Source organism: Desulfobacterales bacterium (assembly GCA_034003325.1).
Taxonomy (GTDB): Bacteria; Desulfobacterota; Desulfobacteria; order Desulfobacterales; family JAFDDL01; genus JAVEYW01.
In genome coordinates this window covers 91,292-115,513 of the sequence record JAVEYW010000006.1, presented here as the reverse complement: position 1 = coordinate 115,513, position 24,222 = coordinate 91,292, and the positions used below count along the sequence as shown (strand labels likewise).

The window sequence follows — 24,222 nt, the reverse complement described above, 5'->3', positions numbered from 1 at the left end:
AAGGTCGGCAATAACATTTCAAGCAGCGTCGAATAGGTCTCTTAATTTTATGTTCATCACTCTGGAAGGCATTGAGGGGTCCGGGAAAACCTCGCAGGTCAACCCAATCGTTACCTACCTTGAGTCCATCGGTCTGGATTGCGCCATCACGCGAGAGCCCGGCGGCACTCAGATCGGCGAAAAGATTCGGGCAATTCTACTAGATCCGGCAAGCAGCGGATTGGACCCCATGGCGGAACTGCTGTTGTATATGGCGGATCGGGCACAGCATATCCATGAAACCATTATACCGTGGTTAAGGGCCGGGAAAACCGTTGTTTGTGATCGTTTTTTTGATGCCACGGCCGCCTATCAAGGGTATGCCCGGCAGCAGGACATTGCCTTAATTCACCGGCTGCATGCGCTGCTCTTTTCTACGCTGACGCCCGACATCACCCTGCTCTTGGATCTGCCCCCGGCCGTCGGGTTGGCCCGCGCCTGGCAACAGATTCATCAGGGGCAACGCCGTGATATGGAAACACGATTTGAAAAGGAAGCCGTTGCATTTCATGAACGGGTGCGCGCCGGTTATTTGGCGCTCGCAAAGCGGGAACCTCGCCGGTTTCATATTATCGACGCCGAACAAGATCAGGACCAGGTCACACGACAAATCATTCGAACGCTATCGGCCGCCATGCGCCAAACGGCCAAAACAGCATAACCCGAAAAGGTATTCGAAGCCCCATGACGATGGAAGGGAAAACCATTCTGGACATCATCGGCAACACGCCGTTGGTTGAAATCAAACAGTTGAGCCCGAACCCGAAGGTTCGTATCTTCGCAAAACTCGAATATCTGAACCCGGGCGGCTCCATTAAGGACAGGGCAGCGTATTACATGATAAAGGCCGGGGAAGAATCCGGCGAGCTGACGCCGAACAAGATGGTGATTGAAGCAACCAGCGGAAATACCGGCATCGGCCTGGCCATGGTCTGCGCGGTAAAAGGATACAAGCTTCTGCTGGCCATGAGCGAAACCGCCAGTGAAGAGCGACGCAAGATCCTTAAGGCCCGCGGCGCCGAAATTCTTCTTACCCCGGGGCATCTGGGAACGGACGGTGCCATTGAAGAAGTCTACCGCATGGCCAGAGAGCATCCGGATCAGTATTTTGTAACGGACCAGTTCAATAACGAAGCGAATTATAAAGCCCATTATTACGGCACGGCCCCCGAAATCTGGGCGCAAACCGAGGGAACAATCACAATGCTGGTGGCGACCATGGGGACGACCGGCACCCTCATGGGGTTATCCAGAAGGTTAAAGGAATACAACCCGGCCATTCGGATTGTGGGCGTAGAGCCTTATTTAGGGCATAAACTACAGGGCCTTAAAAACCTGAAAGAAGCCTATTGCCCCGGCATTTTTGAAAAAAGTCGTCTGGATAGCAAGGTGAACGTGGAGGACGAGCCCGCCTATGAAATGGCCAGGCAACTGGCTCGTAAAGAAGGCATTTTCGTTGGAATGAGCAGCGGCGCCGCCATGGTGGTCGCTCGTGAACAGGCCGCCGTCATGAGCGAAGGCATCATTGTCGTCATTTTTCCCGATGGCGGAGAGCGGTATTTAAGCACCTCCCTTTTTGCAGAAAAGGATAAGGTTGATCTGATCCTTTTTGACACGTTGCGGCGCGAAAAAGCTTGGTTTCGACCCATTCAGCCCGAAAAAGTCACCCTATTCACCTGCGGCCCCACCGCGCACACGCGAATGCACCTGGGGGAATACCGCCGGCTCGTTTTCGCGGATCTTCTGGGTCGTTACTTTTCCTACCGGGGATATGAGGTGTCGCATGTGGTCCATGTGACCGATTTAGATGACAAAACCATTCAGGATGCGGAGAAAGCCGGCACCAGCCTCGAAGCATTTACCCGTCAGCAATTGGAAGACTACCAGCGAAACCTTACCCTGCTGACCATTCATTCGAACGTTAAGCACCCCAGAACAAGTGAAAACATAGAGGATATGATTCACCTGGCCGAGCGGCTGGCAACGAAAGGATACGCTTACGAAAAACTTCGTTCTCTGTATTTTGATATCTCCCGGTTCTCCGGTTACGGCAAACTATCGGGCATTGATATCTACAAAATAAAGCTTGGCGCCACCGTGGACCTGGATGAATACGAAAAGGACAATCCCAGGGATTTTACCCTGATGAAGCGAATCACCCTATCCGAGTTAAAAAAAGGGCTTTTCTTTAAAACGCAATGGGGTAACGCCCGGCCGTCCTGGCACATTCAATCCACCGCTATCGCTATGAAATACCTTGGAAATAATTTCGACATCTACATCAGCAGCCGCGAGCTTATTTTTCCCCACAACGAAAACGAAATCGCCCTGTCCGAAGCGCTGACCGGTAAACCGATGGCCAATTACTGGCTTCACTGCGAACAGGTAAGAGTAGACGGGAAAAAAGTGGGAGATACTGCCCGCATGACCTTAAACGGCTTAACGGAGTTAGGTTACAGCGGCAGGGAAATTCGATACTGGCTTCTATCCAGCCATTATCGAAAGCCGATTCTTTTTTCGATCAAACAGCTTGAAAGCACCCGGCGATCTTTAGGCCGATTGGACGCTTGCATTCACTCACTTGAAAGCATAACGGCGGGCCAACCCTACCTCGAGTTGAACCAACTGCTCTATGACCTAAAGCAAGGGTTTGTCTCCGCCATGGATATGGATATCAACATTTCCGCGGCCATCGCTTCTCTCTTTAAGGTAGTTAAAAAGATCAACCGGCTGATAGCCGAGGGGCGTATCGACCCAACGGACGCCGAAAAAATACTGGATTGTTTTCAAGGAATCAACTCCGTTCTTCAGATTTTTGATTTCAGCCGGCCGCGGAATGATGCCCACATTCAAAGCCTGATTCAGGCCCGCGAAGCTGCCCGTAAGGAAAAAAACTGGAATTTGGCCGATAAACTCCGGGACGAACTGGCGGCCCTGAACATTTGTGTTCAAGACCAGAAAGTGTAACACAACGAACCAAAAATCACGAGAATATCATGCAAGCGATCTATTTTCCATACACACACCTATCCGCTAATCTGGCCAACACGCTGTCGGCCTGTTTCAAAAAAATGACCGTTTATCAGCCAACCGCCCGGCATATCGACGAAGCCACCCTGCGACAGCGGGATATGGGATGGCTGGACGTTCGCGTGCCAGCCGCTGAATTTGAATCGGAGATCGAATCCGGCTTAACTTCATTTCGATCCTTCGGGGAACGCCATGGCCATCGAAAAGGCGAAGCAACACATTATCAATTCGAAAAATTACCCTTTGTCGAAGACTCGTCCTCCTTTATCATTCGATCCGAACTCACTCACCAACTCAAAGAGGACAACCAACCGGCCAACCAGCTCATCGCGCAAAAAGAGCGCCTCATTCAGGCCTGCCTCTTTTTGCAATTCGCTCAGGATTTTGACCGCCACCAGGAGGATATCGAACATTGCCTGCAAGCGTCCATTGGCCTGGAAAACGCCCTTTTCAAGAATTTAACAGGCGATGAAGACACCCTTTTTCAAAATTCGGTTTCCCCGGTATCCGCTTCGGACAACTATCAGGATGCCTACATGCCGGCTGAGCGGCTCGCCGCTTGGACGCGTTTATTTTTTTGTGACCTTTCCTCCGGCGATAAAAAGCCCGCCTGCTATTCCACGCCCATCCTTCTGATTACTCACAGCCGCCCTGTTTTTGAACATCTGAGTGAACAAGCGCCGGAAAACACGATATTTGTTGATATCGCACAGGATCAGCTTGATTTGGTGAAGGGCAAAGGCGTCTCGCGCCTCGTCCAACTGGCACGAGCAACGGATGTGACCGGCATGGAAACAGACGTCCCCCCCCACACAACCGGCGCGCAGGGGTCCATGAAAACAGCGGTTATCCCCAACCGAACACCCTCCGAGTTTCTGTCTGCGGTTACGGGCGTTCAATCCGATGCATCCGCCCATCATGTCATAAAGACACTTCAGGTGAATACCCTCGTCGGACTGGTCTCATGACAGAACCAAAGCGCTTTCCCCTGACCCGGCCATAAATCCGTTTATTTGCCGGGTCGCTATAAGAAAGGTTGACTGGCCGAAACAATTGATATAAGGGACTCGTTTGTCATCATGGCTATTTTGGGTGGTGTCATCACCCTTCACCAACTATTAAGAAAGGAGATTTGTTCAATGGCTTTTAACCCGATTGTTGACCAAGACAAATGCCAAGGCTGCGAAGAGTGTGTCGATGTTTGCCCGGTGGAAGTGTTCGAGATGGTGGACGACAAGTCCAGCCCCGTCAATGCCGAAGAGTGCCTGGGATGTGAAAGCTGCGTCGAAGTATGTGAGCCCGGCGCTATTACGATCGAAGAGACCTGATTTCATCGCAACGTACCCCTCCGGATGGATCCGCTACCGGAGACATTCGGGGGGGAGTTAAAATCCCCCCCTTCATACAACCATCGCCGATGCCGTCATTGATTTTTTAACCCGCGGTCTATCCACTTGAACGGGTAATATGGATTATTCAAAGCTCAGAGTATCATTGGCGCTTTTCTTTCTTATCATTTCCTGCGGTACAATCGGATACTCCTTTCTGGAAGACATGAGCGTCTTTGATGCATTTTATATGACGCTCATTACCGTCAGTACAGTGGGCTTTTCAGAAATAAAACCCCTATCGGAAGCCGGGCGGCTCTTGACCATCATCGTCATTATCACCGGCATCAGCGTCGGCACCTACACCCTGGGTCAACTCGTTCAAATGCTGATTGAGGGGGAATTGGGCATTATATTGGGGAGGCACAAGTTGAAAAAAAACATTGCCGGACTAAAAAATCACTGGATCATTTGTGGATTCGGGCGAATCGGCCGAATCATCAGCAGCGAACTCTCCGAGGATAACATCGCGTTTGTGATTGTTGAACAAAATCCGGAAAAAAACGTGGACCTCGAGGCGCTCGGATACCTTTATTTCAACATGGACGCCACCTCCGAGGAAGCCCTGATAAAGGCGGGAATAAACAGCGCCAGGGGTATTGTCACCGCCGTCCATTCCGATGCCAACAATGTATATATTACGCTGACCGCCAAAGGGCTTCGGCCGGACATCTTCATTCTTGCCAGGGCCTCCGATGAAAAAAACGAAACCAAGCTGCTTCGCGCGGGTGCCAGCCGAGTGGTCTGCCCTTATATGATCGGCGGAAAGAGAATGGCGGAGGTCTTAAAGCGCCCCACCGTGGTGGATTTTCTGGATACGGCGTTAATGAACAGCAAGCTTGGCCTTGTCATGGAGGAAGCCGTGATCGGCACCGGGTCCCCGATCGCCGGAAAAACCCTGGTGGACAGCAATATCCGCCGTAATTTCGGCGTGATTATTGTTGCCATTAAAAAGCCGGACAACCGGATGGTTTTTAACCCGGCGCCGACTGAAATTCTGGAGGCCAATGATGTGATTGTGGCCATCGGAAAAAAAGAAGACCTTCATCAGATGCAGCATATCGTAATAACTTAGTTTCTTTGTGTCACCTCATAGTGAACAATAATGGTCCCTTTCTGTCCCTCCCCCAAACGAACGGCATCCTCGAGCACCGGCTTGGCCTCCAGCGATCCGCTTTTCGTTATGGTATCCAAAGGTACTTTTTCAGTATAAACGGTCTTCAATTCGTCGAGCAATTGTGTGCGGCCTTTGACCGCCAACACTGATGGCTCCAGCCGAACCGCTGTAAGCGAGAGCCCGTCGCGCAGCTTCCCCGTCCAATCCACCTGCACCGGTAAGGTTCGGGTGGTCACGGCATCAAGAAGCACCTCCACACGGGAAGGGCTTAATCCCGTCAACGCAATACCGGGCGGCAATGAGACATTGGGCGCATTTATCTGAAAGGTATTGTTTCCGGGCTCGGCAGCGCCCAGATCGATTTTGATGGCGATTTGGTCCGGCCGAACCGCATTGATCAACGTACTGAATCCACTCAATTGAAGCCGGACCGTATTGGCGGAAGTCTCGACAATTTCAATTCCGGTGCGCAAATTCTGATAATGAATGGGAACATCCAGGCTGATCAAGGTGTCACGGCCCCGGCTTAAACCGACCCAGGCGCTCGCCACCAGAACAAATGAGAGTACCGCAACCATCGCCTTTCTGAATTTTTCGCTTTGAATACCTTTTTCCGGGCTCTCCTGAATGTTCAAATGCGACTGCAACGTCAGTTTCATTTCGCGGGGTGTCTTGATTTCGCTGATGACGGTCCCTTTGGACATCATCACCCGCCCTCTTTCTTCAGAAACAATCACGGCCAGCGCATCGCTTCTCTCCGTAAGCCCCGCGGCAGCGCGATGCCGGGTTCCCCAGTGAGAGGGCAAATCCGTGCGATCGGTAAGGGGCAATATGCTGCCGACGGTTTTGATCTGATTGCCGATAATGACAGCCGCGCCATCGTGAACTGGGTTTCCGGGCCAGAAGATACTCACGATCATTTCGGTTGAGACAGTGCCCTGCCAGGGAATTCCGCCGTGAATCAGCTCGGATAGGTCTTCTTTTCCAGGGAACACGAGGATCGCACCGATCCGCTTTTCCGCCAGCGCAAACAGGGCATCGGCAATCTGATCGGCATCGGAGTGCTCGGCCCCTTTTGGCGATCCCCAAAAAAGCGCCTGCCAGTTTTGAGTTTGAAATACCGACCTAATTTCATTACGGAAAACCACGATAATGATCAGGGCTGCGGCCGCTGTAATCCCCTGCAACGCCCAGCTGGTAACCAAAAAGCCCATGGACGAAGAAATGCGTTGAATAAACCACAGGCAAGCGATTCCGATCAGGACTCGGAAAGTGTTGGTACCACGAAACAAGGTATATAATCGGTAAAGAATATAACTGTTCAGCGCAATATCCACCACGTCCTGCCAGTGGATCGTATAAAAAAAATCAATCGACATACCGATACGCTAATCCGAAATACTGAATCTAAGGGTTTTCAGAACATGGTTGTCACTATCCGTGATATCAACCCGCCAAGGGCCTTTGTCCGCGTCTCTAAGCCGAATGCTGCTGTAAGTGGCCCATCGAGGCGGCTGAAGAACCAGCTTGATGCTCGCTACCAGCCTATCTTTTCGATACCAGAAATGATATATTATTTCTTTCTGGGCTATCTGATCAAATGCGCTCCAGCAATAAGCGTTTCCATGTCCGACCGAAAAGACAATGGTCGGATTCAGAGGGATCTCCTCTTGAATTCCTTCACACATGACGGCGCTCGTCAGTGCATAGCGCATCGAGTCTGCGGGTTCGGATGGATCTTGGGCCCATAAAAAAAATGATCCCCGTGGGCAACCGATCAGGGTTCCACAAAAAACAAGGACGGCAAGAAAAAACTTTTTTTTCACACTCCGCTCTCTTTTTCGCCGAAGGGGCGCTAACGGGTTTGATTGGATTCCGGCTTCAAAGGCCAGGCCGCCTTTTCCGCCTGTAACCTAATCCGAAAAAGCCGGAAGCTGGGCAGCCACAACAACCTACCTCCGAAGCCCACACGCTTTTTCAAGCAAGTTTCAAAAAAGGGGCTGATATGGCTTTGCCAGATTGTGCTAAACCGTACGTATTTTTGGAAGATACACTATATGGCGACTCATTGCAAAGTCAATTGATCTGCAGCCGCTTATCCGCACCAACATACGCCTTGCATGCTACAATAAACTGTGATAATTGGGCTTTTTATGAAACATTACGTTATTGATGGGCTGCGATACCAAGACTACCAAGCCGTGAAAGCATACCTGGATGCACACCTGGAGTCCTCCGGCGTAAAGGGGCTGTACTGGCTTGAACTGAAAGAGGCGCTATTAACCGATCTTCAGAAGGCCCATACCGAGTGCCGGCCGATGTTTTTTGCGGTTGTGCTCTCGCCCGATCATCTATCCTGTGAGCTATTGATTCGAACCCGTCACAAAATGCAGTGTGATTGCATGGCATATGCCACGGAAGCGCAGCGTAACTGGCTCATCGGTTGGGCGGATGGCATATTTGATGAACTCGGTCTGTATGCATAACACCCTTTGCTCCGCATACAAACGCATATCGACAACCATCGATAACAAACCGTAAATCGGGCGACTGCCTTCTTCGGCCAATGGCTGCAAGAAAAAAGACATCCCCCCGGCCGGTATGATCGGATAAAAGCAGATGAATCACCCTCATGACCATTTCAAAATAATTCCCCTGGGCGGACTCGGGGAAATCGGCCTCAACATGATGGCGTTTGAATGCCGGGACACCATCTTCGTTGTGGACGCGGGATTGATGTTCCCGGAAGACTATATGCTCGGTGTCGATTTTGTGACGCCGGACATGGATTATCTCAAGCAAAACGCTTCCAAGATCAGCGCCGTGGTTCTCACCCACGCCCATGAAGATCATATCGGCGCCCTGCCCTTTTTGCTCAAAATCAAAACGGTGCCGATATTCGGCACACCGTTTACGCTCGGCATCGTGCGTCATAAGCTGCAAGAGCACGAATTGCTTGGCGTGGTGGATCTTCACGAAGTAAAGCCGCGGGAAACATTAAAAATCGGGCCGTTCGAGATTGAGTTCATCCGGGTAAGCCACAGCGTAATCGATGGGGTGGGTCTTGCCATTCGAACCCCCCTCGGGGTTGTCATTCACACGGGGGACTTTAAGATTAGCCACACGGCACTGGCCGGTATGGCGACGGATGTTAACCGGTTTGCTCAATACGGGGAAGAAGGCGTGCTGGCCCTGCTCTCCGATTCCACCAATGTGGAAAAGGAAGGGTACACCTTCTCCGGCGACCAGATCGGGGATACGCTTCGGCAGATCATCGCCGGCAAAACCGGTCGCATTATTGTCGCCTTGTTTGCTTCCAACATCGCCCGAATTCAGAAGGTGGTCAATATCGCCAAGGATCGGGGGAGCAAAATCGTTTTTAACGGAAAAAGCATTGAGGTCAGCATCGGCATTGCCAAGGAGCTTCACTATCTTGATATTCCAAAAGGCATGGAAATCGGAATTGACGAGATCGACAACTATCCGGATGATCAACTGGTCATCATCACGACGGGAAGCCAGGGGGAACCCATGTCCGCGCTGGCCCGCATGGCCGCCGGCGCTCATAAACAGATTAAAATAAAAGCGGAAGACACGGTCATATTGAGCTCCAAATTTATTCCGGGCAACGAAAAGGCCATTGCCGGCATCATCAACAATCTGTATAAACGCGGCGCAGATGTTATCTATGAGAAAATTTCCGGCATTCACGTCTCGGGGCATGCGTTTCAGGAAGAGCTTAAGCTCATGATCAAGCTGACCAACCCCAGGTATTTCATTCCGATTCACGGCGAGTATCGGCACCTGGTTTTACACAGCCGCTTGGCCCGCCAGGTCGGCATTCCTGAAAAAAACGTGATTCTTACGGAAAACGGACAGGTCATTCTGTTCGACAAACACGGCGCACACTTGCCCGAGCGCGTCACAACGGGCCGAATCTTTATTGACGGCAAAGGGATCGGGGATGTGGGGCGAAGCGTCTTAAAGGAACGCAAACACCTGTCAGAGGATGGACTGGTGGTGGTCAATATGGCCCTTGATGAAGAAACCGGTATCATTGTCTATGGTCCGGAACTTGTTTCCCAAGGATTTGTTTTTGAAACCCAGACCGGGCATCTTTTGGCGGACGCGCAATGTGTCATCCTTGAAATAATCGAGGAAATAAGGCCTGATGCCCCGAATCGAATCAATGAAATCCGGGCAAGAATAAAATCTTCCCTGCGGCAATATTTCTACTTTACCATTAAGCGGCGTCCCGTTATTCTCCCTTTTATTATTGAAATATAGCGAATTCGAGGATAATGGCGGGAGCGTCCCGGCAGCTTCGGCAACCGGTATGACGAACATAACAATATCAAGCAGATAAGGCCATGCGCAAGGAACTTGTCGGACTTCTACTTTTTTTCCTGGTGATTTTCACATTGATCAGCCTGTTGTCTTTCACACCCGTGGATCCTTCCATCAACAACGCCACGGCCGACCACCAGGTCCATAATCTTTTCGGAAAACTGGGCGCCTATTCCGCAGACATTCTGATCTCGCTCTTCGGCATCGGCGCTTTCTGGATACCCGTGATACTCATGCTGGCCAGCATTCATCTGTTGAGTAAACACCCGCGCAAAAGCATTCTTTTAACCGTCATCGGCGGCATCGTGTTGGCCGTCACCACGGGAAGCCTGCTCGCCCTTCAAAAAGACCATTATGTAATCTTCAACACCAAGATCTCCTCCGGCGGACTGATCGGCATTCCGCTCAAATCCCTCCTCATTCATTATGCGAATCCCACCGGGGGTTTTTTCATTTTGATACTGGTATGGATCGCAGGGTTTATTCTGGCAACCGGCTTTTCCATTCACGCGTTTGCCCTGCGCTGCCATCGGCATTATTCTTTGTCACTGCTTTTACTCAAAGATATCCTTATCAAATGGAAAGTTCGCCGGGAAAAGAAACGGCATCAGAAACAGGTAAAAAAGAATCCGACCAAGGAAAAAGAAATTCAGATACACATCACGGCACCGCCCCCGCCTTCGCCGGCGACAAAAAAAATACCGAAGCCGAAACAGGAAGTCTTCAGCTTCATGCGGGAAGATAACGGCTTTCAACTGCCTTCCACCGATTTTCTCGTGGATCCGGAGCCACAGGCCATTGAAACAAACCGTGAGAACCTCGAGATGCAGTCCCGGCTGGTCGAAAAGAAGCTTGAAGATTTCGGTGTGCTCGGCAAGGTCGTCGCCGTTATTCCGGGGCCGGTGATCACCACCTTTGAATATGAGCCGGCGCCGGGCGTTAAAATCAACAAAATCGTCAATCTGACCGATGACCTGGCCCTGGCGCTCCGGGCCATGAGCATTCGCATCGTCGCACCCATTCCCGGAAAATCGGTTATCGGCATTGAAATTCCCAATGCAAACCGTCAGATGGTCCGCTTCAAAGAAGTCCTGGTATCAGAAGCGTTCGATTCATCCAAATCCTTTCTCACCTTATGCCTGGGAAAAGATATCGTCGGGAATCCCGTTGCGGCGGAACTCGATAAAATGCCCCATTTGTTGATCGCCGGCGCAACCGGCGCAGGGAAAAGTGTCGCACTCAATACCATGATATGCAGTTTTCTGTATAAAGCCACGCCGGATGAAGTCAAATTCATCATGGTCGATCCCAAACGCATTGAGTTGTCCACCTATGACGGCATTCCGCACCTGATCACCCCGGTGGTGACCGATGTCAAAAAGGCCACCAATGCGCTTTTTTGGGCGGTCCGGGAAATGGAGAACCGCTACAAGCTGCTCTCGGAAAAAAAAGCCCGGAATATTCTGCAATACAACCAGAAAATCGACAAGGATAAAAAAGCGGGCAAAGAAGACGTGCCGAACAAGCTCCCTTATATCGTCATCATCATCGATGAGTTGGCCGATCTGATGATGGTCGCTTCCCGTGATGTGGAGGTTTCGCTGATGCGTCTGGCCCAAATGGCGCGAGCGGCCGGACTTCACTTGATCCTTGCGACACAACGCCCCTCGGTAGATGTCCTGACCGGCATCATCAAGGCCAACTTCCCGACCCGATTGACGTTTCAGGTCTCATCCAAAACCGATTCCCGAACCATCATCGACTGCAACGGGGCGGAACATCTGCTGGGCATGGGGGATATGCTGTTTCTGCCACCCGGCACGGCAAAGCTTCAAAGAATTCATGGCGCCTATTTGTCGGAGGAAGAAATCTCCCGAATCACCGAGTTTCTGAAAAGCCAGGCAGCCCCCTCATATGATCAGGAGGTCACCGAGGCCCGTCAGGAAGATGCGACCGGTAATGAAGAAATCGAATTCGATGAAAAATACGACGAGGCCGTGGCGCTGGTGACAAAAACCCGGCAGGCGTCCATCTCCATGATTCAGCGACATCTTCGCATCGGGTACAATCGCGCAGCCCGCATCATCGAAGTCATGGAAAAAGAAGGGGTCGTCGGACCTTCGGACGGCGTCAAACAACGCGAAGTGCTGGTACCGGGATATGAAAGTTAAGCTTCAAAACGAGGGACACCCGCATGAAAGACTATCGGCAACACCACCTATTGCCGCCTGAACACCCTCCGAGTCAACCGGTTATCGTTATCCTTTAACCGCCCGTATCAAGTATCGCAAGTACCGAATGCTCGAAAAAATCAAAGCGGTTCCAATTCCGATGTATAAAACGGATAGATATGATTTCGGAATCGGCGAATGCCGAAGCAACATTCCGATCGCAACCATTATCATGATAAGCAGATAACTCTTCCAGGGCATAAATGAAAAAAGACACCGCCGCCCCTCCATTGGAAGAATTCGATCGAGATTTCGATCGACGATGCGAAGAAATCCATAGTGGTGAATCACAAGGCCACATATAAATCCAACAACCACCGTGACAAGGACATGGTTTTGCCTTCCGGCGCTCAACCATGAATAGGCCAAGCTATTCAGCATAATGCCCACCATCATCCACATGATTCCCGCCATGAACAAAAGCACGCTTTTAGAAACACCCGGCTTCCATTTTTCCAACTTTTTGATATTTCTAAAATCCATATGTGCTTTAACCGGCTACCCGAGAGCCCGCGCCGAAGGATTGACTTTGGGTTTTTTTACGCGGTCCTTAATTTGAATTTGCGGCGGCTGCCGCCAAATCAAGCCCTTCGGCCATAGCAATTCCCCCTGAATTTTTCCTCACCCATTCACGCAACGACCGGATGAAAGATGGATCATGGAAGTATATCACTTCCCCAAGGCAAGTTAAATCCTGCTGAATACGCCAATAAAGGTACATCCTATCCCCCCTTCGAAATCATTTAATATAATAAGCCATAATCGAGCACGGGACCAGCATTGCATCCGCTGCGGCTGTCTTTTCAACGCATGCCAACATGACTGCCGAAAGTATTTCCACCATAATCCCGTGAATCGCAGCTTAAGCGAGGAAGGCGCTTGTACTATATCTGATCCGTGCCTTTTTAACCGGCCTGGACGATAGGCCGTATCCGGTATGAAGGGCGAAAAGAAAGGCCGGCGTAAGCAAAAAAAACCCGAATCGACATTCTATCGATCCGGAATATCCCTTTTCTCTCCGGCTGAATCAGTGAGCCTTCCTCTATCCACGAGAAAACAGCGGCTCTTCATTCAGGCAGGTCTTCTGACTTTCGGATTCACCTAACGGCAGCGCCTTCCCGATTCTTCTTAAAAAAATCAGTGGCATCATGCTGCTTTCGTCCCCGAATACAGCGGCGGGCCCGTCCCCGATTCACACGGGGTTCCCTCTTCGGCTCCTTTCAGAGCACCTGAATACGTTGTATGAAAACAAAACACGAAAACGGAGTCAAGAAAAAAACAGAAAAATTAAGCTGAGAGGACCTCCGTGACCATGGCTTGCGCCTCTTCTTGTATGCGTCGCAAGTGATCCACTCCCTGAAAACTTTCCGCGTAAATTTTGTAAATATCCTCGGTTCCGGACGGGCGAGCGGCAAACCAGCCGTTTTGCGCCACCACCTTGAGGCCGCCGATGGCCGCGCCGTTGCCCGGCGCATGCGTAAGTGTTGCCTGAATGGGTTCGCCGGCCAGATCTTTGCGCCGGATTTGAGACGGCGATAGCCGGGACAACTTGGTCTTTTCAGCCGGTGAGGCCGGGGCATCCATGCGCTCGAACACCGGTTCACCGAATTGGCGGGTCAGTTCGCGATACACCTCTCCCGGATCACGCCCCATTCGGGCCGTGATCTCGGCCCCCAGCAATGAAGCGATAATGCCGTCCTTATCCGTTGACCATACCGTACCGTCCTGCCTCAGAAAGGATGCCCCCGCGCTCTCTTCCCCGCCAAACCCCAGTGTGCCGTCGAGCAAGCCGTCGACAAACCACTTAAATCCCACCGGCACCTCCCAAACGAACCGGCCCAGTTTGGCGGCCACGCGATCAATCATCTGACTGCTGACAAGGGTTTTGCCCACGGCAGCGTGTTGCGGCCATCGGGGCCGATGCTGAAACAGGTAGTAAATGCATACGGCTAAATAATGATTGGAGGGCAGCAGCCCGGCACTGCGGGTCACAATCCCGTGCCGGTCGTGATCCGTATCGCAGGCGCAGCTGATATCAAAACGATCCTTGAGGCGGATCAGACGCTGCATGGCATAGGGCGAAGAGGGGTCCATGCGAATGCGGCCGTCCCAATCCAACGTCATAAACCGAAAGGTCGGATCGACCTCCACTGAGAGAATCTCCAGGTTCAGGCCGAATCGCTCGGCAATGGGCGCCCAGTATTGCACGCCGGCGCCGCCCAGCGGGTCCACGCCGATGCTGATCTTTGCGTCACGAATCACATCCATGTCGATGACGTGTTTCAGGTCGCGCGTGTAGGCATCCATATAGTCATGGCGATGCGTCGTTTCGGCGCGCATGGCCCGCTCATAGGGCATCCGGTTCACGCCGCCGGGGAGCCTATTCAGCAGCTCGTTGGCCCTTGCCTCGATCCGGGTGGTGACATCGCTACCGGCCGGACCCCCGTTGGTAGGGTTATACTTAAAGCCGCCGTCCTCCGGCGGGTTGTGCGACGGTGTGATGACAATCCCGTCGGCGAGGCCGGTTTTACGGCTCCGGTTATAGGTCAGAATGGCATGCGAAATGGCGGGTGTCGGGGTATAGCTGTTATCCGGAGCGATCATGACCGTCACGTCATTGGCGGCCAGCACCTCCATGGCGCTCGCAAAGGCAGGCGTAGACAAGCCATGAGTATCCATCCCCATAAAAAGCGGTCCGGTAATTTGATGCGCAGCACGGTGCTCGCAGATAGCCTGGCTCATTGCCAGAATGTGGGCTTCGTTAAACGATTTTTTAAAGGATGACCCCCGATGCCCGGAAGTACCAAAGCTGACACGCTGGGCAGGGATTGAAGGATCGGGATTTTCCGTATAATAAGCCGTAATCAAGCGGGGAATATCGATCAGCATACCCGGCTCGGCCGGTTTTCCCGCTTCTGGATGGTTGCTCAAAATTCTCTCCTTTTAAAAAATACCGCAAAAAATCCGAATCCGGCAATGCGGGGTGCGGGTCAAAACCAATACGCGCCTTTACCTCGCACAAGACGGGCAAACCCCGGACAGGAATACCTCGTGATCTTCCACCACGAACCCATCGGGGACGGCCTCTCGCTCGTTCAGGGCGCACCCGGGAAGTTCAAAAACACGGTTGCAGGCATGACAGTGGAAGTGATGATGATGCGCTTTTCCGCTTCTTTCATACAACACGCCGAGGCCGGGATGGCTGATCTGCGTAAGCCACCCGTTTTCGACCAGAAGCTTGAGATTGCGATAAACCGTGGCCTGGTTCAGGGAACTGACAATGGAGCGCCCTTTATCAAGGATTTCTTCAATCCCCAATGGCCGGTCTTGTTGCAGAAAGACTTGTTCTATGGCGGTTCTTTGGGTTGTTATTCGTTTCATTTGCCGTGCCTCGTTTTGTCACAACATAGCCAATGCGACGCCTTAATGCAAACCATTTTGCGTTAAAGCGCTTCCCCATTGAAATCCGACGCATAGGCATCGTATTATCCAATATTCTGATAATATTTTTAATTAACCTTCATCGCAGTCCGTGCCGCATTCGGGGCTACTGAGTTCTCAACTCTTGACAGAAGAAAAACACGGACTATAATGCAAATGCATTTGCAATAGCGCGCACACTGTCCGCTGAAAAGGAATCCGCATCGATGAAAAGAGATCTTGAATGGTGGCGCATGGCAATGGTCTGTTGCTGCCTGATACTTGCCGCTGGATTTACCGATGCTGCGGCCGCCCCGGAAAAACTCAAAGTGATGGCCAGCACATTTCCGGTTCATCAAATCACCCGCAACCTTGTCGCGGGAAGTCATACCGTTGAAACGGCGCTTTTGATTCCGGCCCAGCTAGGCTGCCCGCATGATTATGTCCTGACGCCGCAGGACCTGCGACAACTCGCCGGAACCGATGTGCTCATTATCAATGGGCTCGGGATGGAGGAGTTTCTGGAATCACTTTTGGAAAAAGCCGGCAGGAATTTGAAAATCATCGACAGTTCCGCCGGAATTACAGAAACCCTTCCTTACAAAAACGCAGAGCACGGATATGGCACCGATGAAACCGGGCATTCAGAAGCGCTTGATTCCGACAAGCAGCACGCATACAGTCACCACAAATCCGGCGGCGTAAATCCGCACCTGTTCGCCAGCCCGCGCATGGCAGCACGGTTGGCAATAAACATCGCCGAAGCGCTTTGCGAAATAGACCCAGGCGGGACGACCCTTTATACCACCAACGCAAGGGCGTACGCTGATAAAATGAACCAACTGGCCGAAAATTTTGCCGCACTCGGCAAGAAATTGGTGAACAATCGAATTGTAACCCAGCACGGCGTGTTCGATTATCTGGCCCGGGACATGGGGCTTCAAATCGTTGCCGCAGTGCAACCCCATGCCGGACAAGAGCCGTCAGCGGCCGAAATGCTTGAGCTCGTCGAAACAATCAAACGCGAAAGGGCCGGCGCCGTTTTCACGGAACCCCAATATCCAGCGAACATCAGTCGCACCATCGCCCGGGAAACAGGCATTGCCTTTGCGACCCTGGATCCGGCCGCCAACGGGCCAAATCATGCGCCGTTGGATTATTATGAAACCATCATGCGCCAAAATATAACGGCACTGGGGAACACACTTGGCATCAGGTAATCCGGATCTCATTGAAACCCCGTCGAATGTGGCCATTCGATTTGAGGACGTGACCGTTTCGCGCGGCAACGTGTCCATTCTGGACGGTGTGAGTGCCACAGTGCCCCTGGGCGGATGCACGGCCATTGTCGGGCCCAACGGCGCCGGTAAAACCACCCTGTTGCTGGCCCTGCTCGGCGAAATTCCTTACAAGGGCAGAATATTTACGGCGTGTAATGTCAGCGGCGGCTGCTCACGCATCGGGTATGTTCCCCAACGACTAACGTTTGACCGGGGAATGCCCCTTACGGTCGCCGAATTTCTCGTTCTGGGCATTCAGAAAAAGCCGCTGTGGTTCGGGATTCGCAGGGAACTGAAGTCTATCGCCATGGAAACACTTTCTTCGGTAAAAGCGGCGCATTTAGCCGAGCGCCGGCTGGGTGCGCTTTCCGGCGGCGAAATGCAGCGCGTGCTTCTTGCGCTTGCCCTGCAGCAGACGCCCGAGTTGCTGGTGCTGGACGAACCTGCCTCAGGCGTGGATTTTCAGGGTGAACATGTTTTCTGCGAATTACTGGACGGGCTTCGAAAGTCCCGGGGCTTTACGCAATTAATGGTCAGTCATGACCTGGCCACAGTGACCCACCACGCCACCCATGTCATCTGCCTGAACCGAAAAGTCGCCGCTGAAGGCCCGCCCCGGGAAACGCTGACCAACGCCAATCTGACCGCTATTTTCGGTATGCACATGGGGCTCGTGGATTCACGCTCCATGCCGGACGGCCGTGCAACCTGCACGGCGCCTTGCTGTCATGAGGATCGCGATGCTTGATCTATCCCTCCTCTATGATCTGGTCGCACAACTGTTGCCGTTTGATTGCCTTCACGCCCGGTTCATGCAGCAAGCCCTTGTAGGACTGGTGCTGCTCGCGCCGTTGGCAGCCGTCATGGGGGTTCAAGTCGTTAACTTTCGCATGTCGTTTTTCTCGGATGCGATCAGCCATTCGGCATTTGCCGGCGTTGCCCTCGGGCTCATTTTTTCGGTCAATCCCCACTGGACCATGCCGATTTTCGGGTTGCTGGTCGGGCTCAGCATTATGGCCGTGCAGCGGCACAGCAATCTGTCATCCGACACCATTATCGGCGTTTTCTTTTCAGCCGTGATCGCCTTCGGTCTGGCCGTGGTGAGCCGGGACCGCTCGGTAGCGCGCGATCTACAACGCTTTTTATATGGAGATATTTTAACCATCAGCAACAGCGAAATTCTCTGGCTGATGATTATATTTCTGGCGCTCATGGTCTTTCACGCCTACAGCTATAATCGTCTGTTGTATATCGGCATCAACCCCACCCTGGCCAAGGCGCACCGCGTTCACGTCGCCGCTTTTCAATACGGCTTTTCCGCATTGCTGGCACTGATCGTTATGTTCTCGGTGTGGGCGGTGGGTGTGCTGCTGGTAACCGCCCTGCTCATTGTTCCGGCTGCAGGCGCCCGCAATCTGGCGCGTTCGGCCGGCGCCATGTTTTGGTGGGCCCTGCTGATCAGCATATCGTCCGCGGTGGCCGGCCTTCTGATATCCGCTCAGCAATGGGCCGGCACGGCCACCGGGGCGACCATCATTCTCGTTGCCTGCCTTTGGTTCTTGGCAAGCGCCGCCATCTCTTTGATCAGGGGAGAGAATGTCGGATGAACCCCCTGCAAAGGTGAACTTCACTCATGACTTTTTAGAAAGGATTCTGCATGCGGTATGAATTTAACGGTAACCGTCCCACCTTTGGGAAAGATACCTATATCAGTGAGCTGGCCATGGTCATCGGGAATGTGTCCATTGGCGATAATTGCTATATCGGGCACGGCGCTATTCTAAGAGGCGACTATGGCCAAATCGAAATCGGTGACGGCACAGCGGTGGAGGAAGGCGTCATTATACACGCGCCTCCCGGCAAAACAAACCGAATCGGTGCTGTCGTTACGCTCGGACACGGCGCCGTCATTCACGGCAACTTTATCGGCGATCGAGCGGTAATCGGCATGAACGCCATTCTCTCCATCTGGTCGGAAATCGGAGATGGTGCCATTATCGCCGAGGGCTGCGTGGTAAAAATGAACCAAATCATTCCGCCAAGGGTCGTTGCCGCCGGCAATCCGGCGCAGATCGTTCGGAAAGTCAGCGCGAAAGATGAGAAAGTCTGGAACTGGGGCAAACAGATCTATATCGATCTGGCAAAAGAATATCTGGAAAAGGGGATGAAACCAATCGTCGACTGAGCACGATAAAGCAGGCTCCATCCCCCTCCTTTTGCATGACAAATCGGACTTGATGCTTTTGAAGAGCGGTGGTTCGGTCGTAATCACTTCGCCACTTCAATGGTGCCTTCCGTCGTCAACGCCCCATCTTGGGATTGCACCTTGTATTTAAATACCCCAGGTTCCGGAAAAACCAAAGAACTGGTGGCCCCATAAGGCATAAAAGTGGTTACAAAGCAGTTACTTTCCGTATTCGTAACGAAGTCTCTGGGATTGCTGACCAAGTCTGCGCATCTCTTGGCTTCCTCAAAGATCACCTTCACCTCTGAAAAATATGCTGTGTTCACCCATACCACAATTCCATCCTTGGGAATCTTTACGACTTGCGGATCGATTTTTAAACTGGTGCCGGCGGCCGTTGCCTCGGTTTTCACAGAAAAATCCCAAATCTTAATGACCGTCGCATCCGCAGCATTCGAAATTCCCTGATACGATACGGCCATCACCAATGCAAAAGCCAACGTGAACCCCCAAAATGCGACAACATTTGATTTTTTCATCTCGCTTTCTCCTTTTCAAGTAGTTGAATATGAAATGAAATTTTTCGATCATCTTGAATCAGATGGTTCTTGTTGCGGGAATGCCTGTGCCATGAAAACTGGCAAGTCATATTCGCCCGGTTTATGAAATGGACGAAAAAACCGCCGCAACCGAGTTCAAGACGATTCAATGGAACGACCCCAAATATTTGGGATGGAATAATCAATATTCTAATAGCGCCTCGCTTATTGTCAATTAAAAACATCCTCTATTTGACGACTTCATAAAAATCCAATATCGACGGTAGACAGATTTCCTCGCCATGGTGGTGTGACATAGCTGCGCATCGTTTTCTAAATTGGCGCGCCTTGATCTTGAACTTTGGATCTCATCACGGGGTGACTTAACGCCTGTTCCAAACCAATGAAGCAGCCAACCTATCGAACCGGCAAAAATATCGGGATAAAGGGCACGAAAAGTGTTTGGGCACAGGCTACGTTTTCCGATTCACTCTATGGAGGCGATTATGACCTCGATTAACATTCTTTTTGTCGATAACAATAAGCCATTTATTGAAACAATTGCCCAACGCCTGCGGGAAAGGGGATTCACGGTAGACTGTGTTTTTTCCGGAATGACGGCACTGAACCGTCTGGAAGAAACCAACACCATTGACATTGTATTTCTCGATCTTCAACTGCCTGATCTCGATGGCATTCAAACGCTTAGCATATTAAAGAAAAAGCACCCCCTCGTGGAAGTCGTCATCCTAACAGGCCATCCCACGGTAAATTCCGTCGTCGAAGCGTTTAAATGCGGCGCCTTTGATTATCTGACAAAACCGAGCAAGTTAAATGATCTCATTTCAAAGGCAACCCAAGCGGCAGCGAGGAAAAAAGAACGAGAGGATAAAATCCTCAATGTCCGCATGACCCCCTATCTTTCCACACGAGAACGCAACAAGCTGATATCCGACATATTGGGCACGTAAAGAAAACCGCCCGCAAGGGGGCCCGCAAAAAAAAAACGGGTTACCACTCGCTACGCAGTTGTCGCTCCACCTCCGGCCATCGGGCTTTGAGATTGGACACCGCATCCAGGGCAATGTCCAGATGGGTACTCATGTAATTGTTGTAAATTTCATCGTGCAGTTTCTTGTCCTTGATGCCACGGCGCTGCAGGGGCATATCCGAGACCAGCATGATCGATCCGATGGGCACCTCATACCGATATGCCACGGAAAACAGTGTGGCCAGTTCCATTTCAATGGCCAGAATCCGCTGTGTCCTGAGAAATTCAACAAAGGGTTCGTCGAACTCCCATAAGCGCCGGTCCGTAGTATACACGATGCCGCAACGGGGACTGATCTTTCGGGCCTTGACAGCTCCGAGGCATAGCAGGTTCACACTCATTGCCGGAAGCGCCGGAAATTCCGTGGGCAGATAATGGCGGCTGGTCCCCTCTCCCCGAATCGCGGCCGATGGCACCACAAAATCACCCACTTTCAGAATATCATCAATGCCGCCGCACATGCCGAGCATGATCACCGATTTCAGGTTATCAAGATAGGCCAAGCCGTTGATCACCAGCGCCGCCTGGGGGGAGCCGATGCCGAAATCAATCATGGTGCAGTCCATCTCGGGGGCATTGACGATTCTAAAATTGCCCTCGTGAATTTCACCCCCGGTACGCTCGGAAAAGGCCTTGATGTACTGGCGGAAATTGGTGATCAGCACATGACCGCAAAACTCTTCCAGCTTACAGTTGGTATAGCGCTCCAGTGTCTGACGAATGTACTCATGTTCCTTAAGCCCCATCGTTCCTCCCATCAAGTCGTTGCAAAGACATCAGCTAAAAGCGGCCTCTCCCATGCTCAAAAGCCTTCTCAAGCTAGCCTTCCGGGAAAAACCGGAATATATAAAAAGACGCTGAATACCCGGTCAAGTCCGGCAGGATAAGGTTGCCCCCATCAATTGCCCCGTTTATGAATCAGTTGTCAACTATTTGTCGTCCAAAAGACAGGGCAATCGCTCGCCCATTGTTGACGATCAGGGCAATTCATTATTTGCATTTGAAACAAAATGCAATTATCGCTATTATCACCGAAAAAAAATGAGACAAAGCGAGGAGAAATCATCATGCAAGGATTTGTACAAGTCTATACCGGGGACGGCAAAGGCAAAACGACGGCCGCGTTGGGGTTGGCCATTCGGGCGGCCGGCGCCGGATTCAAGGTCTATATCGGGCAATTTATGAAAAAAGGAGATTATAGCGAGATCAAGGCATTGTCCCGTTTTTCCGATTTGATTATGGTGGAGCAATTCGGCCAGGGCCGGTTTTTGCGCGGCAAGCCCGACCCGGAGGATATGGCGCTTTCCCAAAAGGGCCTGATGCGAATTCGGGAAGTGATCGCTTCCGGACAATTTCAAGTCGTCATACTTGAAGAGGCCAATGTCGCTGTAAGGTGCGGGCTCATTTCGGAGAATGAACTTGAGACGCTGATTCTTACCAAACCTTCGGAAATCGAATTGGTGATTACGGGGCGTGGCGCCACGGATCGCATTATCGCATTGGCCGATCTGGTCACCGAAATGCGAGCCGTTAAGCATTATTACGAAAATGGCGTTGCGGCCCGCGTCGGGATTGAAAAGTAATTCCCCTCACCCGTAAACCGATGCTACAGCTTTCCGGATCGAATAATGGAGAACACCAGCCACAGCCCCAGGAAGGTGGCAATGAGGTAGCCGCCCATACCCAGTATCTCAGTGACGGATATCCGATGAAGGCCGAACCACTCGAATTCAAACGTCATTAATGTTTTGGAAGCGTTGAGAATCAAAGAGGCGGCGATCAGGGAAGCCGAGATCACCAGCCCCAGCGTCAGTCGGTTCAGACCGCTCTCAAATTTCTTGGAAGCCGAATCCATACCGCCGTGTTTCAACTCCACGGCCGGCATTCCCTTGGCAAGGCCTTTAAAGATATCGTGGGTGAATCTGGGCATCATGCGCAACAAACTGCCGGTGTCTTTGATATCCCGGCCGAGGGTTTTAAGCAGCTTTTGCGCTTCATACCCCTGTTCAAGAAGCTTTTTGGCATAGGGGCGGGTGACTTCCAGCAAGCTGGCGTCCGACTCCAAAATCTTGCCCAACGATTCGGTCTGAATGAAGGTCTTGAGCAGCAGAAGCAGGTTACGCGGCATGTGAATGCGGTATTTAAAGACCAGGCGCATGACCTGATCATAAACATCCTTGGCCGATATGGTTTTTAGGGATCGGCCGTAGAACGGTTCGCTCATCTCTTTGAGATCGATGCGAAAACGCTTTAAATCCATGGTCTCGGCGTGAATGAGGCCGGCTGCCTCAAAGGCTTCCATCACCATGTCGTAATCATGCTCCGCATACCCCAAAAACAGATGGGCGATCTGCAACATGGTCTCCTCGTCGAGGTAACCCACGATACCGAAGTCCACCAGACCCACCCGGCCGTCATACATGACGATGGTATTGCCCGGATGGGGGTCCGCGTGAAAGATACCGGCGACCATCAATTGACGTGAAAACGAGCGCAGGCCGATCATGGCGACCTCTTTGGGATCGATGCCATGTCGTTTGATTTCAGCCACTTGATCCATCTTGATCCCGTCAATGTGCTCCATGACCAGCACCGACTTGGACGTATATTGCCAATACACCTTGGGAATGTATATTTCTGCGATGTCCTTGAAGCTTTGGGTGAACCGCTCGATATTCCCAGCCTCGATGAGCATGTCCAACTCACGGAAGATAGTGCGCTCAAACTCTTTGACCAGATTGACAAGCCCCAGCACCCGACCGAGATCGAATCTTTTTTCAAGCCTGGCGGCGAAATAATACATCAACCGAATGTCGTTTCGAATCCGTTTTTCAATGCCCGGCCGAATGACCTTAACGGCCACCTTTTCACCGCTCTTCAGATGGGCCGAATGGACCTGGGCCACCGAGGCGGCAGCCAATGCGGTTGTATCAATATTTTCAAAGAGCTGATTCAGCGGCTGCTTTAATTCCGTTTCGATTAATTGCTGAATTTCCGCAAACGGCACCGGCGGCACGCGGTCCTGCAATTTGCTCAATTCATCAATATATTCGGGTGGGAACACATCTGCGCGGGTGCTCATCAGTTGCCCCAGCTTGATGAAGCTGGGCCCCAGATCTTCCAGGGCGCGGCGCATGCGCACGGGGTCCGGAAGGCCCGATTTGGCCTTACCCCGCTTGGCGCCAAACAGACGGCCAACCACTTCACCCAGTCCGTGCTTGATCAGAATACGCGAGATGGTTCCGAAATGAAGAATACCGCTCAGGCGCCGGTATCTTGTTTGGCCATAACCGGCTTCCATTTTTTGGCAATCTCCTTCAGTTTTTCTTCATCCGCCACATATCGTTCCACCAGACCGCAAGCCACACAAACATAGTTGTCCAGAGCTGCTATTGAGGTCAGACTGACGGGAATGGCATTGCTGCCGAAAGGTCCGCTTTTAAGCGGCAACTCCTTGGCCGCAAATATTTCAACAGAACCGCATTTGGGGCACTTGCCGTTTTTCATAGGATCTCCTTCTGAAGACGATGGGTATTTGTGACCGGAATAGAATGGTGACACACAATATGGCGCAAACAAGAATGGGTGTCAACAT

General features: G+C 51.8%; 24 protein-coding genes and 1 riboswitch. Of the genes, 14 read left to right on the top strand and 10 right to left on the bottom strand.

The window, feature by feature from the left end; translation table 11 throughout:
• Positions 1-49: 49 nt before the first annotated feature.
• From tmk to RBT11_08120, 5 genes are all read left to right on the top strand, one after another.
• Entirely contained in the window at positions 50-700 is a 651-nt protein-coding gene (gene tmk / locus RBT11_08140) for a dTMP kinase (GenBank protein ID MDX9786731.1), read from the top strand.
• A 23-nt stretch (positions 701-723) separates the two neighbouring features.
• Positions 724-3,006, top strand: a complete 2,283-nt coding sequence (locus RBT11_08135; protein ID MDX9786730.1) for a cysteine synthase — start codon at positions 724-726, stop codon at positions 3,004-3,006.
• A 29-nt stretch (positions 3,007-3,035) separates the two neighbouring features.
• Positions 3,036-4,037 carry a hypothetical protein gene (locus RBT11_08130; protein ID MDX9786729.1) on the top strand — a complete coding sequence of 334 codons (1,002 nt, stop codon included), beginning with the start codon at positions 3,036-3,038 and terminating at the stop codon, positions 4,035-4,037.
• Between the two features lie 171 nt (positions 4,038-4,208).
• Complete coding sequence (locus RBT11_08125) at positions 4,209-4,397, top strand: 4Fe-4S binding protein (protein MDX9786728.1); 189 nt, start codon at positions 4,209-4,211, stop codon at positions 4,395-4,397.
• 139 nt (positions 4,398-4,536) lie between these two features.
• Positions 4,537-5,532 (top strand): potassium channel protein, encoded by a 996-nt coding sequence (locus tag RBT11_08120; GenBank protein MDX9786727.1) that lies wholly within the window; start codon positions 4,537-4,539, stop codon positions 5,530-5,532.
• Here the strand turns inward: RBT11_08120 and RBT11_08115 are convergent.
• Both RBT11_08115 and RBT11_08110 read right to left on the bottom strand, forming a co-directional pair.
• The gene (locus tag RBT11_08115; GenBank protein ID MDX9786726.1) at positions 5,529-6,953 is read right to left on the bottom strand and encodes a diadenylate cyclase; all 1,425 of its coding nucleotides are present in this window, start codon (positions 6,951-6,953) and stop codon (positions 5,529-5,531) included. The genes RBT11_08120 and RBT11_08115 overlap by 4 nt on opposite strands.
• Positions 6,954-6,962: 9 nt before the next feature.
• Positions 6,963-7,400, bottom strand: coding sequence for a DUF2914 domain-containing protein (locus tag RBT11_08110; protein MDX9786725.1), 438 nt, complete (start codon positions 7,398-7,400; stop codon positions 6,963-6,965).
• A gap of 327 nt (positions 7,401-7,727) precedes the next feature.
• On the opposite strand from RBT11_08110, the gene RBT11_08105 reads away from it, so the two are divergent.
• From RBT11_08105 to RBT11_08095, 3 genes are all read left to right on the top strand, one after another.
• A complete protein-coding gene (locus RBT11_08105; GenBank protein MDX9786724.1) occupies positions 7,728-8,060 on the top strand; it encodes a hypothetical protein in 333 nt (110 codons plus the stop codon).
• Positions 8,061-8,193: 133 nt separating this feature from the next.
• On the top strand, positions 8,194-9,861 hold the full coding sequence (locus RBT11_08100; GenBank protein MDX9786723.1) for a ribonuclease J: 1,668 nt from the start codon (positions 8,194-8,196) through the stop codon (positions 9,859-9,861).
• Between the two features lie 83 nt (positions 9,862-9,944).
• The gene (locus tag RBT11_08095; GenBank protein MDX9786722.1) at positions 9,945-12,092 is read left to right on the top strand and encodes a DNA translocase FtsK 4TM domain-containing protein; all 2,148 of its coding nucleotides are present in this window, start codon (positions 9,945-9,947) and stop codon (positions 12,090-12,092) included.
• Between the two features lie 87 nt (positions 12,093-12,179).
• On the opposite strand, the gene RBT11_08090 is transcribed toward RBT11_08095, so the two are convergent.
• The 4 genes from RBT11_08090 to RBT11_08075 form a co-directional block, all read right to left on the bottom strand.
• Entirely contained in the window at positions 12,180-12,635 is a 456-nt protein-coding gene (locus RBT11_08090) for a hypothetical protein (protein ID MDX9786721.1), read from the bottom strand.
• Positions 12,636-12,702: 67 nt separating this feature from the next.
• The gene (locus RBT11_08085) at positions 12,703-12,873 is read right to left on the bottom strand and encodes a hypothetical protein (protein ID MDX9786720.1); all 171 of its coding nucleotides are present in this window, start codon (positions 12,871-12,873) and stop codon (positions 12,703-12,705) included.
• A 335-nt stretch (positions 12,874-13,208) separates the two neighbouring features.
• Positions 13,209-13,400, bottom strand: a riboswitch (cobalamin riboswitch).
• 39 nt (positions 13,401-13,439) lie between these two features.
• The gene (gene pgm, locus RBT11_08080) at positions 13,440-15,083 is read right to left on the bottom strand and encodes a phosphoglucomutase (alpha-D-glucose-1,6-bisphosphate-dependent) (protein MDX9786719.1); all 1,644 of its coding nucleotides are present in this window, start codon (positions 15,081-15,083) and stop codon (positions 13,440-13,442) included.
• A gap of 78 nt (positions 15,084-15,161) precedes the next feature.
• On the bottom strand, positions 15,162-15,533 hold the full coding sequence (locus tag RBT11_08075; protein MDX9786718.1) for a transcriptional repressor: 372 nt from the start codon (positions 15,531-15,533) through the stop codon (positions 15,162-15,164).
• A gap of 266 nt (positions 15,534-15,799) precedes the next feature.
• Between RBT11_08075 and RBT11_08070 the strand changes: the two genes are divergently transcribed.
• The 4 genes from RBT11_08070 to RBT11_08055 are packed head-to-tail and all read left to right on the top strand — an operon-like array spanning position 15,800 to position 19,037.
• Entirely contained in the window at positions 15,800-16,792 is a 993-nt protein-coding gene (locus RBT11_08070; protein ID MDX9786717.1) for a zinc ABC transporter substrate-binding protein, read from the top strand.
• Entirely contained in the window at positions 16,779-17,600 is an 822-nt protein-coding gene (locus RBT11_08065; GenBank protein MDX9786716.1) for a metal ABC transporter ATP-binding protein, read from the top strand. The genes RBT11_08070 and RBT11_08065 overlap by 14 nt, the downstream gene beginning before the upstream one ends.
• Positions 17,593-18,459 (top strand): metal ABC transporter permease, encoded by an 867-nt coding sequence (locus tag RBT11_08060; GenBank protein ID MDX9786715.1) that lies wholly within the window; start codon positions 17,593-17,595, stop codon positions 18,457-18,459. Before RBT11_08065 ends, RBT11_08060 begins: the two co-directional genes overlap by 8 nt.
• 50 nt (positions 18,460-18,509) lie before the next feature.
• Positions 18,510-19,037 carry a gamma carbonic anhydrase family protein gene (locus RBT11_08055; protein ID MDX9786714.1) on the top strand — a complete coding sequence of 176 codons (528 nt, stop codon included), beginning with the start codon at positions 18,510-18,512 and terminating at the stop codon, positions 19,035-19,037.
• Between the two features lie 83 nt (positions 19,038-19,120).
• Here RBT11_08055 and RBT11_08050 read toward each other — a convergent pair whose 3' ends face one another.
• Entirely contained in the window at positions 19,121-19,576 is a 456-nt protein-coding gene (locus RBT11_08050; GenBank protein MDX9786713.1) for a hypothetical protein, read from the bottom strand.
• 506 nt (positions 19,577-20,082) lie between these two features.
• Here RBT11_08050 and RBT11_08045 point away from each other — a divergent pair.
• Positions 20,083-20,547, top strand: a complete 465-nt coding sequence (locus RBT11_08045; protein MDX9786712.1) for a response regulator — start codon at positions 20,083-20,085, stop codon at positions 20,545-20,547.
• A gap of 40 nt (positions 20,548-20,587) precedes the next feature.
• On the opposite strand, the gene RBT11_08040 is transcribed toward RBT11_08045, so the two are convergent.
• Entirely contained in the window at positions 20,588-21,373 is a 786-nt protein-coding gene (locus RBT11_08040) for an AMP nucleosidase (GenBank protein ID MDX9786711.1), read from the bottom strand.
• A 321-nt stretch (positions 21,374-21,694) separates the two neighbouring features.
• Here RBT11_08040 and RBT11_08035 point away from each other — a divergent pair, with 321 nt between their 5' ends.
• On the top strand, positions 21,695-22,210 hold the full coding sequence (locus RBT11_08035; GenBank protein ID MDX9786710.1) for a cob(I)yrinic acid a,c-diamide adenosyltransferase: 516 nt from the start codon (positions 21,695-21,697) through the stop codon (positions 22,208-22,210).
• Between the two features lie 23 nt (positions 22,211-22,233).
• Here RBT11_08035 and RBT11_08030 read toward each other — a convergent pair whose 3' ends face one another.
• Complete coding sequence (locus RBT11_08030) at positions 22,234-23,928, bottom strand: AarF/UbiB family protein (protein ID MDX9786709.1); 1,695 nt, start codon at positions 23,926-23,928, stop codon at positions 22,234-22,236.
• A complete protein-coding gene (locus RBT11_08025) occupies positions 23,889-24,134 on the bottom strand; it encodes a hypothetical protein (GenBank protein MDX9786708.1) in 246 nt (81 codons plus the stop codon). Before RBT11_08025 ends, RBT11_08030 begins: the two co-directional genes overlap by 40 nt.
• Positions 24,135-24,222 lie beyond the last annotated feature (88 nt).

Excerpts from the sequence above, each read along its gene's own strand:
- RBT11_08055 (MDX9786714.1), top strand. The coding sequence starts at position 18,510 with ATGCGGTATGAATTTAACGGTAACCGTCCCACCTTTGGGAAAGATACC.
- RBT11_08050 (MDX9786713.1), bottom strand. The coding sequence starts at position 19,576 with ATGAAAAAATCAAATGTTGTCGCATTTTGGGGGTTCACGTTGGCTTTT.
- RBT11_08130 (MDX9786729.1), top strand. The coding sequence starts at position 3,036 with ATGCAAGCGATCTATTTTCCATACACACACCTATCCGCTAATCTGGCC.
- RBT11_08105 (MDX9786724.1), top strand. The coding sequence starts at position 7,728 with ATGAAACATTACGTTATTGATGGGCTGCGATACCAAGACTACCAAGCC.
- tmk (MDX9786731.1), top strand. The coding sequence starts at position 50 with ATGTTCATCACTCTGGAAGGCATTGAGGGGTCCGGGAAAACCTCGCAG.
- RBT11_08075 (MDX9786718.1), bottom strand. The coding sequence starts at position 15,533 with ATGAAACGAATAACAACCCAAAGAACCGCCATAGAACAAGTCTTTCTG.
- RBT11_08100 (MDX9786723.1), top strand. The coding sequence starts at position 8,194 with ATGAATCACCCTCATGACCATTTCAAAATAATTCCCCTGGGCGGACTC.
- RBT11_08040 (MDX9786711.1), bottom strand. The coding sequence starts at position 21,373 with ATGGGGCTTAAGGAACATGAGTACATTCGTCAGACACTGGAGCGCTAT.
- RBT11_08115 (MDX9786726.1), bottom strand. The coding sequence starts at position 6,953 with ATGTCGATTGATTTTTTTTATACGATCCACTGGCAGGACGTGGTGGAT.
- RBT11_08045 (MDX9786712.1), top strand. The coding sequence starts at position 20,083 with ATGACCTCGATTAACATTCTTTTTGTCGATAACAATAAGCCATTTATT.
- RBT11_08095 (MDX9786722.1), top strand. The coding sequence starts at position 9,945 with ATGCGCAAGGAACTTGTCGGACTTCTACTTTTTTTCCTGGTGATTTTC.
- RBT11_08030 (MDX9786709.1), bottom strand. The coding sequence starts at position 23,928 with ATGGAAGCCGGTTATGGCCAAACAAGATACCGGCGCCTGAGCGGTATT.
- RBT11_08085 (MDX9786720.1), bottom strand. The coding sequence starts at position 12,873 with ATGTACCTTTATTGGCGTATTCAGCAGGATTTAACTTGCCTTGGGGAA.
- RBT11_08025 (MDX9786708.1), bottom strand. The coding sequence starts at position 24,134 with ATGAAAAACGGCAAGTGCCCCAAATGCGGTTCTGTTGAAATATTTGCG.
- RBT11_08125 (MDX9786728.1), top strand. The coding sequence starts at position 4,209 with ATGGCTTTTAACCCGATTGTTGACCAAGACAAATGCCAAGGCTGCGAA.
- RBT11_08070 (MDX9786717.1), top strand. The coding sequence starts at position 15,800 with ATGAAAAGAGATCTTGAATGGTGGCGCATGGCAATGGTCTGTTGCTGC.
- RBT11_08135 (MDX9786730.1), top strand. The coding sequence starts at position 724 with ATGACGATGGAAGGGAAAACCATTCTGGACATCATCGGCAACACGCCG.
- RBT11_08060 (MDX9786715.1), top strand. The coding sequence starts at position 17,593 with ATGCTTGATCTATCCCTCCTCTATGATCTGGTCGCACAACTGTTGCCG.
- RBT11_08090 (MDX9786721.1), bottom strand. The coding sequence starts at position 12,635 with ATGGATTTTAGAAATATCAAAAAGTTGGAAAAATGGAAGCCGGGTGTT.
- RBT11_08120 (MDX9786727.1), top strand. The coding sequence starts at position 4,537 with ATGGATTATTCAAAGCTCAGAGTATCATTGGCGCTTTTCTTTCTTATC.
- RBT11_08035 (MDX9786710.1), top strand. The coding sequence starts at position 21,695 with ATGCAAGGATTTGTACAAGTCTATACCGGGGACGGCAAAGGCAAAACG.